This is a genomic window from Pseudarthrobacter polychromogenes (assembly GCF_014644495.1).
Taxonomy (GTDB): domain Bacteria; phylum Actinomycetota; class Actinomycetes; order Actinomycetales; family Micrococcaceae; genus Arthrobacter; species Arthrobacter polychromogenes.
Genome location: NZ_BMKU01000002.1, coordinates 96,609 through 114,212 on the forward strand (window position 1 = coordinate 96,609; position 17,604 = coordinate 114,212).

Annotated in this window: 13 protein-coding genes; 3 read left to right on the plus strand and 10 right to left on the minus strand. The window is 65.1% G+C overall.

Translation table 11 applies throughout. The features are described from left to right. Positions 1 to 163: 163 nt before the first annotated feature. Entirely contained in the window at positions 164 to 2,386 is a 2,223-nt protein-coding gene (locus IEX43_RS03745) for a catalase (RefSeq protein WP_188809149.1), read from the plus strand. Between the two features lie 130 nt (positions 2,387 to 2,516). Here IEX43_RS03745 and IEX43_RS03750 read toward each other — a convergent pair whose 3' ends face one another. The 5 genes from IEX43_RS03750 to IEX43_RS03770 form a co-directional block, all read right to left on the minus strand. Beyond that, the gene (locus IEX43_RS03750) at positions 2,517 to 3,023 is read right to left on the minus strand and encodes a hypothetical protein (RefSeq protein ID WP_229666303.1); all 507 of its coding nucleotides are present in this window, start codon (positions 3,021 to 3,023) and stop codon (positions 2,517 to 2,519) included. Then, positions 3,020 to 4,246, minus strand: coding sequence for a serine/threonine-protein kinase (locus tag IEX43_RS03755; RefSeq protein ID WP_188809150.1), 1,227 nt, complete (start codon positions 4,244 to 4,246; stop codon positions 3,020 to 3,022). Before IEX43_RS03755 ends, IEX43_RS03750 begins: the two co-directional genes overlap by 4 nt. 281 nt (positions 4,247 to 4,527) lie before the next feature. Continuing rightward, a complete protein-coding gene (locus tag IEX43_RS03760; protein WP_188809151.1) occupies positions 4,528 to 5,706 on the minus strand; it encodes a hypothetical protein in 1,179 nt (392 codons plus the stop codon). Between the two features lie 86 nt (positions 5,707 to 5,792). Next, positions 5,793 to 6,710: a hypothetical protein gene (locus IEX43_RS03765; RefSeq protein ID WP_229666304.1), complete on the minus strand. Its 918-nt coding sequence runs from the start codon at positions 6,708 to 6,710 to the stop codon at positions 5,793 to 5,795. 218 nt (positions 6,711 to 6,928) lie between these two features. Then, positions 6,929 to 7,999 (minus strand): Gfo/Idh/MocA family protein, encoded by a 1,071-nt coding sequence (locus IEX43_RS03770; protein ID WP_188809153.1) that lies wholly within the window; start codon positions 7,997 to 7,999, stop codon positions 6,929 to 6,931. A gap of 583 nt (positions 8,000 to 8,582) precedes the next feature. Between IEX43_RS03770 and IEX43_RS03775 the strand changes: the two genes are divergently transcribed. Beyond that, the gene (locus IEX43_RS03775; protein WP_229666305.1) at positions 8,583 to 9,569 is read left to right on the plus strand and encodes a pectate lyase family protein; all 987 of its coding nucleotides are present in this window, start codon (positions 8,583 to 8,585) and stop codon (positions 9,567 to 9,569) included. Between the two features lie 70 nt (positions 9,570 to 9,639). Here the strand turns inward: IEX43_RS03775 and IEX43_RS03780 are convergent, their stop codons facing one another. The 4 genes from IEX43_RS03780 to IEX43_RS03795 form a co-directional block, all read right to left on the minus strand. Further along, on the minus strand, positions 9,640 to 10,737 hold the full coding sequence (locus IEX43_RS03780) for a substrate-binding domain-containing protein (protein ID WP_188809154.1): 1,098 nt from the start codon (positions 10,735 to 10,737) through the stop codon (positions 9,640 to 9,642). Positions 10,738 to 10,787: 50 nt separating this feature from the next. Next, entirely contained in the window at positions 10,788 to 12,068 is a 1,281-nt protein-coding gene (mmsB, locus tag IEX43_RS03785) for a multiple monosaccharide ABC transporter permease (protein ID WP_104185429.1), read from the minus strand. 45 nt (positions 12,069 to 12,113) lie between these two features. After that, positions 12,114 to 13,676 carry a multiple monosaccharide ABC transporter ATP-binding protein gene (mmsA, locus tag IEX43_RS03790; protein ID WP_188809155.1) on the minus strand — a complete coding sequence of 521 codons (1,563 nt, stop codon included), beginning with the start codon at positions 13,674 to 13,676 and terminating at the stop codon, positions 12,114 to 12,116. A gap of 131 nt (positions 13,677 to 13,807) precedes the next feature. After that, positions 13,808 to 14,998, minus strand: coding sequence for an ROK family transcriptional regulator (locus IEX43_RS03795; protein WP_188809156.1), 1,191 nt, complete (start codon positions 14,996 to 14,998; stop codon positions 13,808 to 13,810). A gap of 202 nt (positions 14,999 to 15,200) precedes the next feature. Here IEX43_RS03795 and IEX43_RS03800 point away from each other — a divergent pair, with 202 nt between their 5' ends. Beyond that, positions 15,201 to 15,995 (plus strand): nitrilase-related carbon-nitrogen hydrolase, encoded by a 795-nt coding sequence (locus IEX43_RS03800; RefSeq protein WP_188809157.1) that lies wholly within the window; start codon positions 15,201 to 15,203, stop codon positions 15,993 to 15,995. Here the strand turns inward: IEX43_RS03800 and IEX43_RS03805 are convergent. Then, the gene (locus tag IEX43_RS03805) at positions 15,992 to 17,599 is read right to left on the minus strand and encodes a PucR family transcriptional regulator (protein ID WP_188809158.1); all 1,608 of its coding nucleotides are present in this window, start codon (positions 17,597 to 17,599) and stop codon (positions 15,992 to 15,994) included. The genes IEX43_RS03800 and IEX43_RS03805 overlap by 4 nt on opposite strands. Positions 17,600 to 17,604: the final 5 nt, after the last annotated feature.

Here is a 17,604-nt window from a genome sequence, read left to right on the forward strand (position 1 = left end):
CTGCAGCAAAGCGGCGTTCCGGATGTCCGGAACGCCGCTTTGTGTTTTCAGGGTAGGCGCAGAGCTTGTGGCCGCAGGAATCGTTGCTAGGGTACTAAGTGCGCTTAGTATATCGGTTTGCGCCGATGACTGCTGACGTTGCCGATCCTGAGGAGAAAAAATCGTGCCAGAAGACAGCAACATCCAGATTCCCGGCGTCCCCGCCAGCGAACCTGCCAGCCTCCAGGAACCTACCACCCCACGCGAGCCGCTGCCTCCGAAGCCGGACCAGCAGGCCCCTGAGGCTGTGTCGCCGACGGGAAGCCCCACCGGCGCGCCGGCTACTGCCCGTGCCCAGTCCGGCCAGTACCTGACCACCGCGCAGGGGCTTCGCCTTGGCGATACGGACCACTCGCTGAAGGCAGGTTCCCGCGGACCCATCCTGCTGCAGGACCATCACCTGCGCGAAAAGATCACCCACTTTGACCATGAGCGCATTCCCGAGCGTGTGGTTCACGCCCGCGGGGCGGGAGCCCACGGTGTGTTCCGCTCCTACGGGACCGCGTCCAACATCACCCGTGCGGGCTTCCTGGCCAAGGACGTGGAGACGCCCGTCTTTGTCCGTTTCTCAACCGTGCTCGGCTCCCGCGGCTCCGCGGACACGGTCCGCGACACCCGCGGCTTCTCCACCAAGTTCTACACGGACGAGGGCACGTATGACCTCGTCGGCAACAACATCCCGGTCTTCTTCATCCAGGACGGCATCAAGTTCCCGGACATCGTCCATGCCGCGAAGCCGCACCCGGACCGGGAGATCCCGCAGGCCCAGAGCGCCCATGACACCTTCTGGGACTTCGTTTCCCTGCACACCGAGGCGCAGGCCCACACCATGTGGAACATGTCCGATCGCGGCATCCCGCGTTCGTTCCGGACCATGGAAGGCTTCGGCGTTCACACGTTCAGGTTTGTGAACGCCGAGGGCAGGACCACCCTGGTGAAGTTCCACTGGAAGCCGAAGCAGGGTGTCCACTCGCTGGTGTGGGAAGAAGCCCAGATCATCAATGGCATGGATCCTGACTTCCACCGCCGGGACCTGGCGGACGCGATCGAGGCAGGCGCCTTCCCTGAGTGGGAACTCGGCGTCCAGACCTTCCCCGACACTGAAGACCAGATGTTCGAAGGCATCGACCTGCTGGATCCCACCAAGTTCGTCCCCGAGGAACTGGCCCCCGTCCAGCCCATCGGCATCATGACTCTCAACGCCAACCCGACCAACTACTTCGCTGAAACCGAGCAGGTGGCCTTCCACCCCGGCCATCTGGTGCCCGGCATCGACGTCACGAATGATCCGCTGCTGCAGGTGCGGCTGTTCTCCTACCTGGACACCCAGATCTCCAGGCTGGGCGGGCCGAACTTCGCCCAGATCCCCATCAACCGGCCGCAGGCCCCGGTGAACGACATGCTGCGCGACGGCATGCACCAGCAGGCGGTCCATGGCGGAGCGGCCCCTTACCGCCCCAACTCGCTTGACGGCGGCTGCCCGTTCCTGGCTGGCCAGGACGTGGGGGCTTTTATCGACGTGCCGGAGGAACTGGCCGCATCCATCAAGGAGCGGAAGAACGCGGCGTCCTTTGACGACCACTTCAGCCAGGCACGGCTCTTCTTCCGCAGCCTCAGCCCGGTGGAGCGGGACCACGTCATCCAGGCCTACACGTTCGAACTGGGCAAGTGCTACGAGAAGTCCATCCGCGAACGCCAGCTCGCGGCCCTGGCCAACGTGGACGCGGAGCTGTGTGCCGCCGTCGCCAAGGGTCTGGGCCTTCCCGCACCGGAGGCAACAGAACAGGTAGCGGACTCAGACCCCAGCCCCGCGCTGTCCCAGATTGGCGGGACCTGGCCGGTCGCCGGCAGGGTTGTGGGCATCCTTGCCGACGCGGACAGCGACCTGGCAGCCGTGAATGCGGCACGGAAGGCGCTGGATGCGGAAGGCATCGTCCCGCTGGTCATCGCCCCGGCGGGTGGCTTCCTTGGACACGAGAACGACGGCGGGGTCCCCGTCCAGCGGACCTACCTCACCGCACGTTCCACCGAGTTCGACGCCGTCATCGTTGCGGCGGCCGCCGCGCCGGCTCCTGATGCCGCGCCCGGACTGGATGCCAAGGCCGGCGCTCCCGGCGGCGCCTCCGACCCGCGGGCAGTGCTGCTGCTCACGGAAGCGTACCGGCACGCTAAGGCAATCGGTACCTGGGATTCCGGCGCCGAAGCCCTGGCCGCAGCGGGCATTCCGCAGGACACCCCGGGCATCGTGTCCGCGAGCGACGCCGAGTCACTGGTCTCTAAGCTGACGGCCCTGCTGGCAGCCCACAGGGTGTGGGAGCGGTTCCCGGCATCACCGGCCCAATCCTGAACGGGCGTGGCCGCTGACGCAGCAGCCGGCTGACGCCTCATTGGCTGACACGGGCACCGCCCGGGAAGGCCATTTTCCGGAGGGGAGCGCCGCCGTCGTCATGACGGGGTGCTCCCTTCCGCATGTGGCGTCAGTCGTTGCCTTTGCCCTTGCCCTCGTTGTCCTTCTTGTCGTTGTCCTTCTCGCCTTCCGGCGCTGGCGCAGGGGCTGGCGCGGGGACCGGGACCTCGACGGGTGGCGGGGGAGTGGCCGCTGCGGCCTGTTCCTCAGCGATCCGTGCCTCTTCGGCTGCCTTGTCCGCCGCCGCCTTCTCCGCCGCTGCGATCGCTTCGTTAAGGTCTGCACGGACGGCCGTAGCGATCGTGGTGATGCTCCGGCGTCGTTCCTCCGAAATCTGGCCTGCAGACTGCGCCGCTTCCAGTTCGGCTTCAAGCCCCTCCAACGCCCGCAAGGCGGCGGCGGGGTCGTTCTCCGACGACGCCTGGGTCACCTCGAGGACGCGTGCCTGAAGCTGCCGTGCCGCCTCGCGCTCGAGGCCGGCCTCCGTTGTGCCGCAGCCGCTCAGCAGTGCGGCCGCCAGGAAGGCACCGGACCATGCGAGCACGGACGCGCGTCCAGCGGTAAAGCTCAGCCTCACGGTTCCACGCTCTTCTGGAGTTCCTCGAGGTGCTCGCCCAGGACGCCGGTCACCGTGGGGTAAGGCACGACGTCGGGCGGCGACTGGGCTGACAGGGTCATCAGCGCTGCAGCCACCGCGGCCGCCACCACCACGAGGGCCAGGACCGCCGCGAGCCAGAACCGCTTTGTGCGCTTCTTGCTGTCCTTCGCCCGGTCCTGGTTCAGGGCTTCGTGAGCGGTTCCCGGAAATTGCCCAACAGCGAGGGAAACATCCGGGCCAGCCGCTTCCCGCAGCTCATCTATGGATTCCTCGGCGGTGATGGACGGCGGGTGGAAGGGCATCGCGGGCAGCACCCTGGTGGTCTCCGGGGCAAGTTCACCCGGCGTGGATGCTGGTGAAACCAACGCCTGCCGCAAGGCCGTTTCGATGTCCGCGGCGGCCGGCCGCTCGAGTGGTTCGATGGCGGTCATGGACCGGATGAGGTCAGCCCATTCGGCGGGCAGGTCCTCGGGGATTTCCGGTGCGCGGTGCAGGCGCGCCACCGCAGATTCCACCGCGCTGCCCGGGTATTCCACGGTGCCTTTGATGCATTCGAGCAGCACCAGGCCGAGCGAGTAGATGTCCGTGGAGGGGCCGAGTGGCTTGCCGAGCGCCTGCTCGGGACTGAGGTAGGCAGCTGTGCCCACCATGGTTCCCGTTGCGGTCAACCGGGTTGCGTCCACGATCCGGGCGATGCCAAAGTCCGTGAGCTTGGGCCGCAGCGGTTCACCGGGGCGGATCTGGACCAGCAGGATATTGCCGGGCTTGATGTCACGGTGGATGACGCCGAGGCCATGGACGTACGCCAGGGCGTCGGCGATGCCGGCACCGATGACCGCCAGTTCCTCCAGCGGTACGGTGCTGTGCCGGATCCGGGCACGCAGGTCCTGTCCCTCCACGAGTTCCATGGTCAGGAAGGGCCTTGGCTCGTCAGGGATGCGGGTATCGATCCCGGCGTCGAACAGCGTCACCAGGCCGGGGTGGTTCAGGGTTGCCAGAAGCTGGATCTCCGCTTCCTGGCGCTTGAGTTCATCGGCGTCCGGGGCTTGGGGAGCGAAGAGCTTGAGTGCCACGTCGCGGCCCAGATTTTCGTCCCGGGCACAGTAGACCGACGACATACCGCCGCGGCCAATCACCTCACCCAACCGGTAACGTCCGCCGACCACTTCATTCTTGATGGAGCTAGGCGATTCCGCCACCATGACCCGTTCCTCCCGGTGCGCTGCGGCACTGTCGTACCTCAAATTATACGGGCGGTGGAGTAAAGGGACGATTCACCCGGGGCCGCCGAGCTGCCGCACACCGGTGGTCCGGCGGCAAAGGTGTGCTTTCGCCGCCGGACCACCGTTCACAAGGACATGTGTGCTGAATACATGTTGTACGTGGTCTTGGTGTGGTGTTTTGCGGACCTCCTTTCCTTCAGCCCGCTCCGTTGCAGCCGCTTCAGGCGCGTGGTGCAGGCACTGTCAGCAGGTGGCCGGCGCTACGACAGCTTCCGCTTACGAAGCATCAGGAGTCCTGCCACCAGAAGCAGGAGGGCGAGGGGCGCCAGGGAGGCATCCACACCCGTGTTTGCCAAAGCAGTGGCCCCTTGGGCCGGGGTGCTGCCGGTGCCGCTGCTTGCACGGGTGTCCACAGCAATGGCACCGCCAACTGCGGTGGATCCTGCGGCAGGTGCTGTGGAGACTCCGTCGGTCAGGGCGCCAGTGCCACTTCCGTTGCCCGGGGTGCCCGTAGTCCCCGTGGTTCCGTTGTCAGCGCCGGGATCCGTGGCCCCTGGGTCAACAGTGCCGACACCGTCCGTGGTGCCGTTACCCGGGTCGGTGGTGCCGGGGTTGTCGGTTCCCGGTGTTCCCGTTCCCGGGTTTTCGGCGTCGGTAGTGCCGGTTCCGCCGATGGTGAGGTCGATATTGGCGTCGGCGAGTTCACCGGTGGTGCCGGTGTTTCCGCCGATCGTGGCATCGACGTTGGCGTCGATAAGTTCACCGTTGCCGGTGGTGCCACTGCCGCCGATGGTGGCATCGATGCTGGCATCTATGAGGTCGCCGCTGGTGCCGGTGCCGCCGATGGTGGCGTCGATGTTGGCATCTACGAGTTCGCCGGTTGTGCCGGAGGTTCCGTTGGCGCCGATGGTGAGGTCGGCCTTGGCATCCACGAGTTCCCCGGTGGTGCCGGTGCCGCCGACGATGGCATCGATATTGGCGTCCACGAGTTCGCCGGTTGTGCCGGAGGTTCCGTTGGCGCCGATGGTGGCGTCGATGTTGGCATCTACGAGTTCGCCGGTTGTGCCGGTGTTGTTGCCGCCGATGGTGAGGTTGACGTTGGTGTCGACGAGGTCGCCGCTGGTGCCGGTGCCGCCAATGGTGGCATCGGCGACGACGACGACCGCCGCGGCGAGGCCGGTGGCGTCCATTGTCGCGCCGGTGGCACCTCCAAGCGCAACGTCGGCTGCGACGGCAGCGTCAGCTGCAACGGACGGCGTTGGGTCACCCAGCTGGCCCAACGACGTCGAGTCAACGGACGCCGCCGCCGAGATGAGGGCGGATGCGGAAAGGTCCGATCCACTGGTGGTGTCCGCGGCATTTGCCGCAGTGCAACTGAGGGCTAGGAGCCCGCCTGCAAAGAGGGTGCCGAGCATTCCCCGGCGGAGGTTCGAGTTCATGGTGATGTCTCCTGAAAAGTTGAGTACAGGCTGCTCAGCAGCAACCCGGATGGCCGTTTTCTGCCGTAAGGGCAGGCGGGCGTCAACTAGTCAGGAGATGAACCGGGGTCGAAAGACACCGGTGCGGGGGCATGCTCGGAGAACTCGCCGGCAAGGACAACACCGGTGGTAGGAAGGTTGAGGTCAAAGGGGCTTAGCCATGCCGCCGCCCCGGAGGAAGCGGCAGAAGTTGTGCTGCTTCCCGTGGCGGAGCCAGGGGCGGGAGGAGCCTGGGCAGGGGCGGTCGATGGGTCTGCCGCCCCCGGCTGCCCCTCGCTGACATTGGGTACCAAAACCGCAGTTTGAAGTGCCACGTAAGTGGTGGCTACGTCCACCGGACCCGCTGCGGGGGTGCCGGTTCCTGGGACCTCAAAAATGCCGGTGGAGGCTGGTTCAGCCGATGCCGCAGGTGGCGTCGCCACAGCCACGCTGGTTGGAGCAAGGGCCTGTATCGGGCCGGGCACGGCTGCAGACGGCGCCATATCATCAGGAACTGCCACGGGGAGCTCAGGAAGGCCTGGCCCGGCGGATACCAGGTCTTCAACGGGCTGCAGGGCCGGCTCGAGGACCGGAAGTATTTCGGTCACAGGTTGAATAACAGCTTCCACTGCTTCCGCCACCGCCACGTCCACGGATTCGGCGACTGGAACAGCTATGACCGACACCGTTCCCGCAGGGATGACGTTGTTTACGAAAGGTACCGACGAAACAATCTGGTCCGCAAGCCCGGAAACCTCTCCCGCCAGGGGCTGCAGCAGCCCAGTGGACGAGTCCGGCGCCGGTGCTGAGGCGGCGGGTGCGGGATCAGCAAGACTGGCTACGGAAAGGGGCAGCTCTTCCGCCACCGAAGATACTGAACCGGTGACGCCCCCCAACAGGGAAGTTGCATCCTGCAGCGTGTCTGCCGAAGCAGCTGACGCCGAAAAGGTCAGCCAGGTGAGGGTGGCGGCGCCTGCAAGGAACACAGGACGAAGGGCACGCCACGGCGAGCGACTACCAGCCATGCGTACCACCCCCAGTACTGATGCATTCGACGATGGCTACAGCCTAAGACCGAATGTTGCAGGAAGTCTAGGGCCTGCTCAAACAACTCGACAAAACTGAAAACTTCACATCTCAGGAATAACAGAGCCGCCGGAACTGGTCATACGTGACGTTGGAGCGAAGCTTCCCGGTGCGAGGCTCAGTGCCGGTCGTTCGGATAGCTGACACCGAGCTGCGCACGGACGCCATCAAAGAGCCGCATTGTATTCAGGGTGTCCTCCAGCGGCATCACCGGGCTTTCCGTTAGGCCCTGCTGGATGCAGCGGGTTACTTCGCGCAGCTCGTACACGTATCCTCGGCCCACCGATTCAAAGGCTTCGGTCCTGCGGGAGTCCCAGCCTGTTGATACCGTCAGTTCACCGGGATTATTAATGGAGCCCACGCTTTGAAGGAAACCAAGGCTTCCGGCCACTGTGGCGGTCCGGGGACCATGCGCCAGCAGCGAGGACGTAAGCTGCACCTGCGCCCCGTGGTTGTATCCCAACGTCAGCGCGTTCTGGGCGTCCACACCGTCGTCATTGATGAACCCGGTGGCACTCACGGTCTGCGGAAAGCCGAGAGTGCCCAGCGCCCACAGGAGTGGGTAAACCGAAAGATCCAGCAGCGCGCCGCCGCCGTCCTTTCTGGCCCACAACCTGGCGGTAGGGGAGTAGGGGGCCGGGAAACCAAGGTCTGCCGTGACCCAATGGATGTCGCCGAGCTCGCCGGACGCGGCAATCTCGAACGCCCGCTGCATGCTCGGCAGGAAACGGCTCCACACCGCTTCCATGAGGAACAGGTTGCGGCTCCTGGCAACGTCGATGAGCTCGGACGCTTCCCGGGCGTTAATGGTGAACGCCTTTTCGCACAGGACGTGCTTGCCGGCGTTGAGCGCGGCGAGGACGATTTCGTGGTGCTGGGCATGGGGCGTCGCCACGTAGACGACGTCCACGTGCTCGTCCGCGAGCAGCCGCTGGTAGCCGGGCACGCCGCCGTCGTCACCGTAAGCCTTCGCGAAGTCGTAGGCCACCGCAAAGGCATCCGCCGTGTCCTGGCCGCGTGAACTGACGGCATACAGCTCGGCGTCCGCCAGCAGGGCCAGGTCCTGCGACACCGAGCGGGCGATACCGCCCGTGGCGATGATCCCCCAGCGCAGGGGAGAACCGGTAGCGGAACGGGGGTCCTGGTCGGACTGGCTGGACAGCCACGGCTTGGCGATGGGGGCACTCATGGTGACCATCCTCTCATTGAGGTGAGCGAGGGTTCAGTTATGACCTGCAGTAAGTGCAAGAGCGTCGGTTAACTCTTGGAAATGCATGGCAGCTGGTTGTGACAAACCCTTGACAGCATTGTCGCGGGTTCCTTCGGCGTGCTGCTGCAACTCAAGGGGACCGTCACGGTGGACCGTGGTCCTTCGCCGTCGCTTAGACACCTCCCGACGCCCCGCTGCGGTCGCTGGGCGACCTTCGCGTCGTGTCTAAGCGACGGAGAAGGTCTGTGCGCCGGCGGACCTGGCCCCGGGGGTTTTCCGAGCACCGGCGCAAAGACGCTATGAGGTCAGCACCCTGGCCGGAGTTAAGGCTGCGCTGGCAAACAACGGCGACCCCAAGGCTCCCAAGATCGTCTACGTCAACGGGACCATCGACGGCAGCCAGGCGCCCGATGGCCGAATCCTGGGGGAGCAGGACTACGCCCCGGGGTATGACATCAACAAGTACATTTCCTGCTTTGGGCCGGAGGGAAAGGTCTGGAGCGACCAGACCTATGAATACTGCAAGAAGCAGAGGCAGCTCCGGCAGACCGGCAGCAACAACATGAAGCGGCAGATCGAAGTAAGTCTGCCCAGCAACACCACCCTGATTGGACTCGGCGCCGACACAGGTTTCGTTGGCGCCAACATCGTAATCCTCAGTGCCACCAACGTGGTGATGCGCAACCTCAGCGTGGAAGCGCCCGTGGACTTCTTCAGCACCTGGTCCCCTGACGACGGTGATGGCGCCTGGAACGCGAGGTTCGATGCAGTCTCTTCCGTTACCTCCGACCATCTGTGGATAGACCATGTCCGGCTGACCGATGGGAGGTTCCCCGACAGCGAGGCACCGATCGGGCCTAACGGGAAGCCGGCCAACCGGCACGACGGCCTTTTGGACCTCAAGGACGGCACCGACTACGTGACCGTCTCCAACAGCAAGCTGTACAACCATGACAAGACCATGCTGCTCGGGTCAGGTGACGAACATGTGGACAAGGACGGCGGGAAACTCCGCGTCAGCTACATCGGCAACCACCTCGAAAATATCCAGCAACGCGGTCCGCGGGTGCGGTTCGGGAAAGTCCATGTGCTGAACAACTACTTTGTGGCCAGCACAGAACACCCGCAGTACCCCATGATCAGCGAGGGCCAGGGTGGTAACAGCTACTTCCTGGGTGCAGGCTACGAGTCGCGGATTTTCTCCGAGCGCAACGCCTTCGTCTACACCGGACCCGGGGCTGACGAATCAATCATGGTGAGCAGCTACAACGGACACCGTTTCAAGGACATCGGGTCCTGGTTCAACGGTGAGGAGGCTGACCTCAATGCCGTGGCGCAGGCATCCTTCGAGCAGAACCGCGCGGAGGCCCTGGCGGAGGCGGAGTTCAACGGGGAGCCTGCCCCGGACTGGACGGGCTGGGACTTCAGCACAGACGTCGGCTGGGACCCTGCGGATGCATACAACTACAAGGCATTCGCAACGCCCCAGGCGGTGCGGAACCACGCGCTGCACTTCACGGGTCCGGGGGTCCTCACCGTTAAGCAGTAGAACGAAGGACGGCCAGGCACAAGGAACGCCCGGCCCCCAACAGGGGACCGGGCGTTCTGCTTGCAGATGGCTACTTGGTGATCGGCTCGAGAACCGGGTCGCCTTCGTAAGCGGTCTTGACGTTCGCAGCGGTGACGATGACCGGCTCCAGCAGGTAGGCCGGAACAGTCTTCACACCGTTGTTGTAGGAGTTCTCGTCGTTGATTTCCAATTCGTTGCCGGCCTGGAGATCCTTCACCATGGTGATGGCGTGCTCAACGAGCTTGCGGGTGTCCTTGTTGATGGTGGAGTACTGCTCGCCCGCAATGATGGACTTGACGGACTCAACCTCGGAGTCCTGGCCGGTGACGACGGGAAGCTCCTTGCCTGCTGCCTTGACGGAGGTCAGGACTGCGCGGGCCAGGGTGTCGTTCGGGGACAGGACACCGTCCAGGGACTCGCTGGAGTAGCTGCCGGTGAGCAGGGTGTCTGCGCGGCGCTGGGCGTTTTCAGCCTTCCAGCCCTGGGTCACAGCCTGCTCGAAGCTGGTCTGGCCGGAGAGGACCTTGAGCGTGCCGTCGTCGATCTTCGGCTGCAGGACGCTCATGGCGCCGTCGAACAAGACCTTGGCGTTGGCATCGTCCGGGGAGCCTGCGAAGAGTTCGACGTTGTAGGGACCTTCGCCCTTCTTCTCTTCGAGGCCTTCCAGCAGGGCCTGGCCCTGGAGCTCGCCCACCTTGAAGTTGTCGTAGGCCACGTAGTAGTCCACGTTCTCGGTGTTCAGCAGCAGGCGGTCGTAGGCGATGATCGTGGCGCCGGAGTCTTTGGCCTGCTTGAGCTGGGTGCCCAGCTGGGAGCCGTCGATGGCACCCACGATGATGACCTTGGCGCCCTTGGTGACCATGGCGCTGATCTGGTTCTGCTGTTCGGACACGCCGCCGTTGGCGAACTGTACGTCAGGCTTGAATCCGGCCTCGGTGAGGCCTTCGTTGAACAGCTTCTCCGCAAGGACCCAGTTTTCACTGGTCTTCTGCGGAAGCGCGACGCCGATGGCGGAGTCCTGCTCGAAGCCGCTGGCGCCCTCGGTGCCGCCGCCTGTGGAGGTCTCAGACCGTCCGCAGCCCGTCAGCGCCAGTGCTGCGATGGCAGCGACCGCTGCTGCCTTTCCTGCTTTACCAATCATTCGCATTGTTGGTTCTCTTTCTTTGTGGTGGTGTAACGCTATTCAGGCCGCAAGGCTCAGGCTTCCCTGGCGATCGCTTCCTTCGTGGAGGTGGTCTCGTCCGGCTGGTTGGGGTTGGAGGGCCCCTGCCTGCGGTTGAAGTTCTGGGTGAGCAGGCCGATGATCGACTTCTTGCCCTGGCTCTTGTTGTAGACGTCGAAGGCGACGGCGATCAGGAGCACCAGGCCCTTGATGATCTGGGTGAGGTCGGCGCCGACGCCGAGGAGCTGGAGGCCGTTGTTCAGCACAGCCATGACCAGGCCGCCGATGATGGAGCCGACGACGGTTCCCACGCCGCCGGTCACTGCTGCGCCGCCGATGAAGACGGCCGCGATGGCGTCCAGTTCCCAGCCGACCCCGTCAAAGGGTCCCGATGCGGTGGAGCGTCCTACGAAGATCATGCCGGCCAGACCGGCCAGGATGGACATGTTCATCATGACCAGGAAGTTGACCTTCTTGGACTGGACGCCGGAGAGTTCGGCCGCGTGGCGGTTGCCGCCGACGGCGTAGACGTGGCGGCCCAGGACGGTGCGTGACGAAATGAAGCCGTAGATCAGCACCAGGACGGCCAGGATCAGGCCGGGAATCGGGAACGACGTGCCGGGCCGGCCGGTGGCAAACAGGTACGTGGCGTAGAGGATGGCACCGCAGATCAGGACGAGCTTCAGCGCGGTGACCCACATTTCCGGAACCTCGGCGCCCAATGCCTTGGCCCGGGCGCGGGACCGCAGTTCGCCAACCACCACAAATGCCGCGGCAGCGATGCCCAGCAGCAGGGTCAGGTTGTTGAAGCCTGTATTGGGTCCCACTTCCGGGAGGTAGCCGGAACCGAGGTACTGGAAGTCGGCCGGAACGGGGATGGTGTTGGACTTGCCGACGAACTGGTTGAAGCCGCGGAACAGCAGCATACCGGCGAGGGTCACAATGAAGGCGGGTATCCCCACATAGGCCACCCACCAGCCCTGCCAGGCGCCGATCAGCGCTCCAAGAGCCAGGCCCAGAAGTACCCCGGCATACCAGGGGATGCCCCAGTCCCGGATGGCCAGGGCAACCGTGACCCCCACGAAGGCTGCAATGGAGCCCACGGACAGGTCAATGTGCCCCGCGATGATCACCAGGACCATGCCGATGGCGAGGATCAGGATGTAGGAGTTGCCGTTGAAGAGGTTGATGACGTTGCCGGGGGTGAGGGTCCGGCCGTCGGTGGCGATCTGGAAAAAGACGATCAGTGCAACCAGGGCGAAGATCATGCCGAATTGGCGGGTGTTTCCGCCAAACAGCTTTTTGAGGGCGTTCATGGTGTCAGTCCTTGTGTCCGGAAGGTTCTGGGATGATCCAGAGGGTCAGGCGGCGTCGGCTTTGCGGGCGGAGGTCATCAGTTTCATCAGGCTTTCCTGGCTGGCCTCGTCTTTGTTCAGGACACCTGTGATGGCGCCTTCGAAAATCGTGTAGATGCGGTCGGACAGGCCCAGGAGCTCGGGGAGTTCCGAGGAAATGACAATGACTCCCTTGCCCTGGTTGGCAAGCTGCTGGATGATGCCGTAGATCTCGTACTTGGCGCCAACATCAATGCCGCGGGTCGGTTCGTCCAGGATCAGCAGGTCGGGGTCGGTGAACATCCACTTGGCGAGGACCACCTTCTGCTGGTTGCCGCCGGAGAGCTTGGCCACGCCTTCCTCCACGGACGGGGTTTTCGTGCGCAGTGACTTGCGGTACTGCTCCGCCACAGTGAATTCCTGGTTCAGGTCCACCACCGAGTTGTGGCTGATCTTCCGCAGGTTCGCTGCCACCGTGGTGGTCTTGATGTCATCGAGCAGGTTCAGTCCCAGGGACTTGCGGTCCTCGGTGACGTAGCCCAAACCGGCGTCGATGGCCTGGCGCACTGACTTGAGGGTGATCTCCTTGCCGTCCTTGTAGATGTGCCCGTCGATGAAGCGGCCGTAGGAGCGGCCGAAGACTGATCGTGCCAGCTCGGTGCGTCCCGCTCCCATGAGCCCGGCGAAGCCGACGATCTCCCCGCGTCGGACGAAGAAGCTCGAGTCCTTGCACACCAGCCGGTCCGCCACGTTGGGATGGCCCACGGTCCAGTCCTTGACTTCGAAGAACACCTCGCCGATGTTGGGCGTATGGTCCGGAAAACGGGACTCCAGCGTGCGCCCCACCATGCCCTTGATGATCCGGTCCTCGTCCACGCCGTCAGCCTTGACGTTCAGCGTTTCGATGGACTTGCCGTCACGGATGATGGTGATGGAATCGGCAATCTGCTCGATCTCGTTCAGCTTGTGGGAAATGATGATGGACGTGATGCCCTTGGCCTTCAGGCCGAGCATCAGGTCCAGCAGGTGCTGGGAATCAGATTCGTTCAGCGCCGCGGTGGGCTCGTCCAGGATGAGGATCTTCACGGACTTGTTCAGCGCCTTGGCGATTTCCACCAGCTGCTGCTTGCCGACGCCGATTTCCTTGATGGGGGTATCGGGGTCCTCGCGCAGGCCCACCCTGGCCAGCAGGTCCAGGGAGCGCAGCCGGGCTTCAGCCCAGTTGATGACGCCGCGCTTGGTGGGCTCGTTGCCCAGGAAGATGTTCTCCATGATGGACAGTTCGGGGATGAGCGCCAGTTCCTGGTGGATGATCACGATGCCGGCGTGTTCGCTGGCCCTGATGTCCTTGAACTGCTGCACCTGGCCCTGGTAGACGATGTCGCCGTCGTAGCTGCCGTACGGGTAGACGCCCGAGAGGACCTTCATCAGGGTGGACTTGCCTGCACCGTTCTCGCCGCAGATTGCGTGGATCTCCGCGGCTTTGACCCGCAGGCTCACGTTATCCAACGCTTTAACGCCCGGGAATTCCTTGGTGATGGACCTCATCTCAAGGATGATCGGTTCCGTTTGCGTGGTCTGGGACGTCATGAACCCTAACCCTCCAATGCAATGACTTCTTTGTCCGGCCGGCAAAGCGCAGGGCCGTCTGATCCAAAAGTAAACTGGATCACGCCTATTGTCGTCAAGTCTTTAACGCAATCGGCGGGTAACGAAACGGTCTAGGTTTTCCGTATCCCGGCGTGCTGGAACACCAAAGCAGCCGCCCCGAGGGCCTCGGCGCGATCGCCCAGGGAGGACATGGCCAGGGTGGTGGTTTCCCCGATCACCGGGACGGCGTGCCTCACCAGGCCGCGCTTGATGGGGTCCAGCAGGATGTCGCCAAGGCCCGCGAGCGGCCCTCCCACCACAATGACTTCGGGGTTGATCAGGTTGGCGACGTTGCCCAGTGCGCGGCCGACTGAGAGCCCGGCATCGTCCACCACCCGGAGCGTCGCTGGGTCCCGGTTGAGGGCCTTCTTGACGATATCCGCGGGCGTCAGGGGCCTGTCCTCGCCCCGGCTGAGGAGTTCGATCATGGTGGTGGTGGATGCAATGGTCTCCAGGCATCCACGGTTGCCGCAGCGGCACACGAGGCCCTGCTCGTGGATGGTGGCATGGCCTATTTCGCCTGTGATGCCGACGTTTCCGTAATAGGGGGCCCCGTTGAGGATCAGGCCCGCGCCGATGCCCGATCCGATCTTCAGGAACATGAGGTTGCTGACCCCTGAATGCTGTCCCCACGTGACCTCGGACCAGGCGCCCAGGTTCGCGTCGTTATCAACGAACACGGGGATCTGCAGCGTCTCCTCGAGATACTGGAGGATGTTGATCCCCACCCACTCCGGGAGGATGGCGCCTTGGGCCACGGTTCCGGTGCGCCGGTCTATAGGGCCGGGAATTCCGACGCCGGCACCCACCACGGCGCTGCGCTCGATGCCGCTCTCCCGCAGCAGTTTGTCCAGCAGGGCCACGGCGGCCCGGATGCCTTCTTCAGCCTGGTGGCCGAGCGGAAGCATCACGGATTCCTCGGCGATGACGTGGTAACTGAGGGAGGCCAGCACCACCCGGAGGTGGCGCCGCCCGAAGTCGATTCCCACAGCGACGGCGCCGTTGCTGTTGAGCCTGACGTTCAATGCGCGGCGGCCGGAGCTGGTGATTGGTTCTGCCGAGGCAAGGCCGGAGTCCAGCATGATTTTGACGATGTTGGACACCGTCGCGGTGGAGAGGCCGGTCTGGCGGGCGAGTTCAGCCTGCGTGGCCGGTCCGCCCATCAGGGTTTCGATGATCCGTTGCTGGTTCAGCTGGCGCAGCGCGGACTGCGATCCCGGATTTTGTTGCTTGCTCCTCGTTGAGCGCGGGGTTGCGGACATGCTAAGAAGATTGCCCTATCCCGGCTCTTGTAGTCAAGAAGTTAACGCAAGAGGCGGTTTCGGTCCGGAATTAGGGAGCCAGGACAATCTGACCCCGCTGCCGCCCGGAGGGGTGCAAACAGCCCCGATTGCGCCGCCAGGGCATCGCTAGGCTGGAGGAAGGCCTGTTCCGTGGCCGCTCCAACGAAGGAAGGTGGTAGCAGTGCTGCTGGCACTCCTGCAGGAAAACTCTGTGGTCCTTGACGTGGAGGCGAATTGCCGCGTAATCGACGCTGCTGCCCGGACCGCGGCAGCCCGCGGGGCGGCTGTCCTGGTGACGCCCGAGCTTTTTCCCGTGGGCTATGCTCCCCGCAGGGTGCGTTCCGGCCTGGATCCTTCCCTGCTGCCGGAACTCCAGGAGCGGATGGCGGGCATTGCGCGCAGTAACGGCATCGGGCTGGTCTACAGCCTCCCGCGGGTTACCGGGCAGGGTGACTGGCAGATCAGCGCAACCCTCCTGGACGCCAGCGGCGCCACCCTGCTCAGTTATGGCAAGGTGCACCTGTTCGGCGATGACGAGCGGGCGGCGTTCAGCCCCGCCCGGGAGGCGCCCGCCGTCGTGGACTTCAACGGCATCCCCACCTCCCTGGTGATCTGTTACGACGTCGAGTTTCCGGAGTCCGTCCGCGCCGCAGCCGTCGCGGGCGCGGAGCTGCTGCTGGTCCCCACCGCCCTGGCGCACGGCTTCGACGACGTGCCCCAGGTCCTGCTGCGGGCGCGGGCGCTGGAGAGCCAGGTGACTATTGCCTACGCGAACCACTCCGGGGAAGAGGACGGCTGCAGGTTCCTGGGCGGCAGCGTTGTTGCCGGGCCCGACGGCGGACTACTGGCCGGGGCGGGCGGGGAACCGCAGCTTCTCTACGCGGAGGTGGACCCGGGCGCCGCCGCCCGTGAGCGGCAGAATGTGCCGTACCTGGCAGAACGCCGCCCGGACCTCTACCGACTGTGGGGCCTCTAGGCAGGGTCCGCCGGCCCGGCGCCATCCACGTACTGCAGCGCAATCCAGAGCTCGGCCCGGGCCTGGGCCTGCCTAAGATCAATGCCCAGCAGCTCTGCCACACCGTTGATCTGGCGGCGGACACTGTTCCTGTGCAGTCCCAGGTCCTTGGCGGTTGCGTCCCAGCTCCCGTGCGCGCCCAGCCAGGACCGGAGCACGCGGAGGTGCGACGCCCTTCGCTCGGCGTCCAGCTCCAGCACCGGCGCCAGCAGCCGTGCGGCCAGCAGGGCGCCGGCATCGCCGCCCAGCAGGCCGGTTACTGACCACGTCAGCTCCTCCTCCCGGAGGCTCTTGTGGGCTGTGGACACGCGGGGGCGCAGCGCACTGGCGCGCCGGTGGGCGGCGGCCAGCCCAGGCAGCTCGGTGGCTTCACCCACCACCAGGCGCCAGCCCAGCTGTTCCACCTCTGCCAGAAGGGTTTCATCCACTTTGAGCCGGGTCACGGCCGCGAAACCGTAGTCCGTCAGCTCCACCATCTTGGTGTCGAAGAGCCTGCGCCATTGGAGCAGCTCCCGGACCGGGCCATCGGCCATGGCGGTGGATGGTTCCGCGCGCACGCCCTGCACCACGCGGACCGGTCCTGGCCTGGTTCCGGAAACGCTCTGGGCCAGCAGGTCCTGGAGGCTGTTCAGCTCGCGGCTGTTGCTCCCGGACAGGCTCTCCGGGTGCAGCAGCAGGGCCGTGGCCAGCTGGCTGGGGGCCAGGGAGCCGCTGGTCCGCTGCCGGACCAGCAGCTCCAGCAGTCCCACCACCGAAGAAACCACGTTGTTCTGGGCCGGGGTGAGGGGCTTCTCCGTCCCAAGCACCAGGCTTCCAAGGGTGGCGTCCCGGGTGCTTCGCAGCGGGTGGCCGAACACCAGCACCGGCCCTCCGGCTGCTTCCAGGGTTTCCGTTTCCACGCGCGGGCCGCTGCCGCCGAGGAGCTTCTTCAGCAGCGGCTGGAGCTGGGAAAGTCCGACGGCGGCGCCCGCCCGGGCGCGTACCCTTCCGTCCGTGCCTACCAGCACAGCCCACACGGGAACGCGCTGGATCAGCGCCGCCAGCAGTTCATGTTCCGGGCGGGCCGAGAGGACCGCCCGCATCAGGTGGCGGTTGGTCTCCGCCAGTTGCCTGAAAACCCGTGCGTTGCCGGATTCGAGAAGCTTGGAAAACTCGAGCCCCAGCGCAGCGAAGGGAACGCTGGCCGGAACCTCCACCAGCGTGAGCCCGTGCCGCCTGCAGGCCTCCGCCAGGTGGTCCGGTACGGCGTTGTAATACGGTTCCAGGCCGAAGCCCAGGGCCGCGACCCCGGCCGCCACGAGCCGCCGGACGTACTCGTCCGCCTTCGCCGCGCTGCTGCCGCCGCCGCGGAAGGGCAGGCCGGCCGTCAGGACGAATTCGCCGTCCATCAGGTAGGGGGTGGGGTCCTCCAGCTCGCTGGGCTCCACCCAGCGCAGGGGGACCTCGGCGGCGCCGGCGTCGTTCACCACCGAAACTTCCGGAGGAAGCGCTCCGAGGAACTGCCCCAGCGTGACGGCGTCGAGCTGATCCTGGGTGCCATCCTTGACTGGTGCATTGCGTCTCATGGATG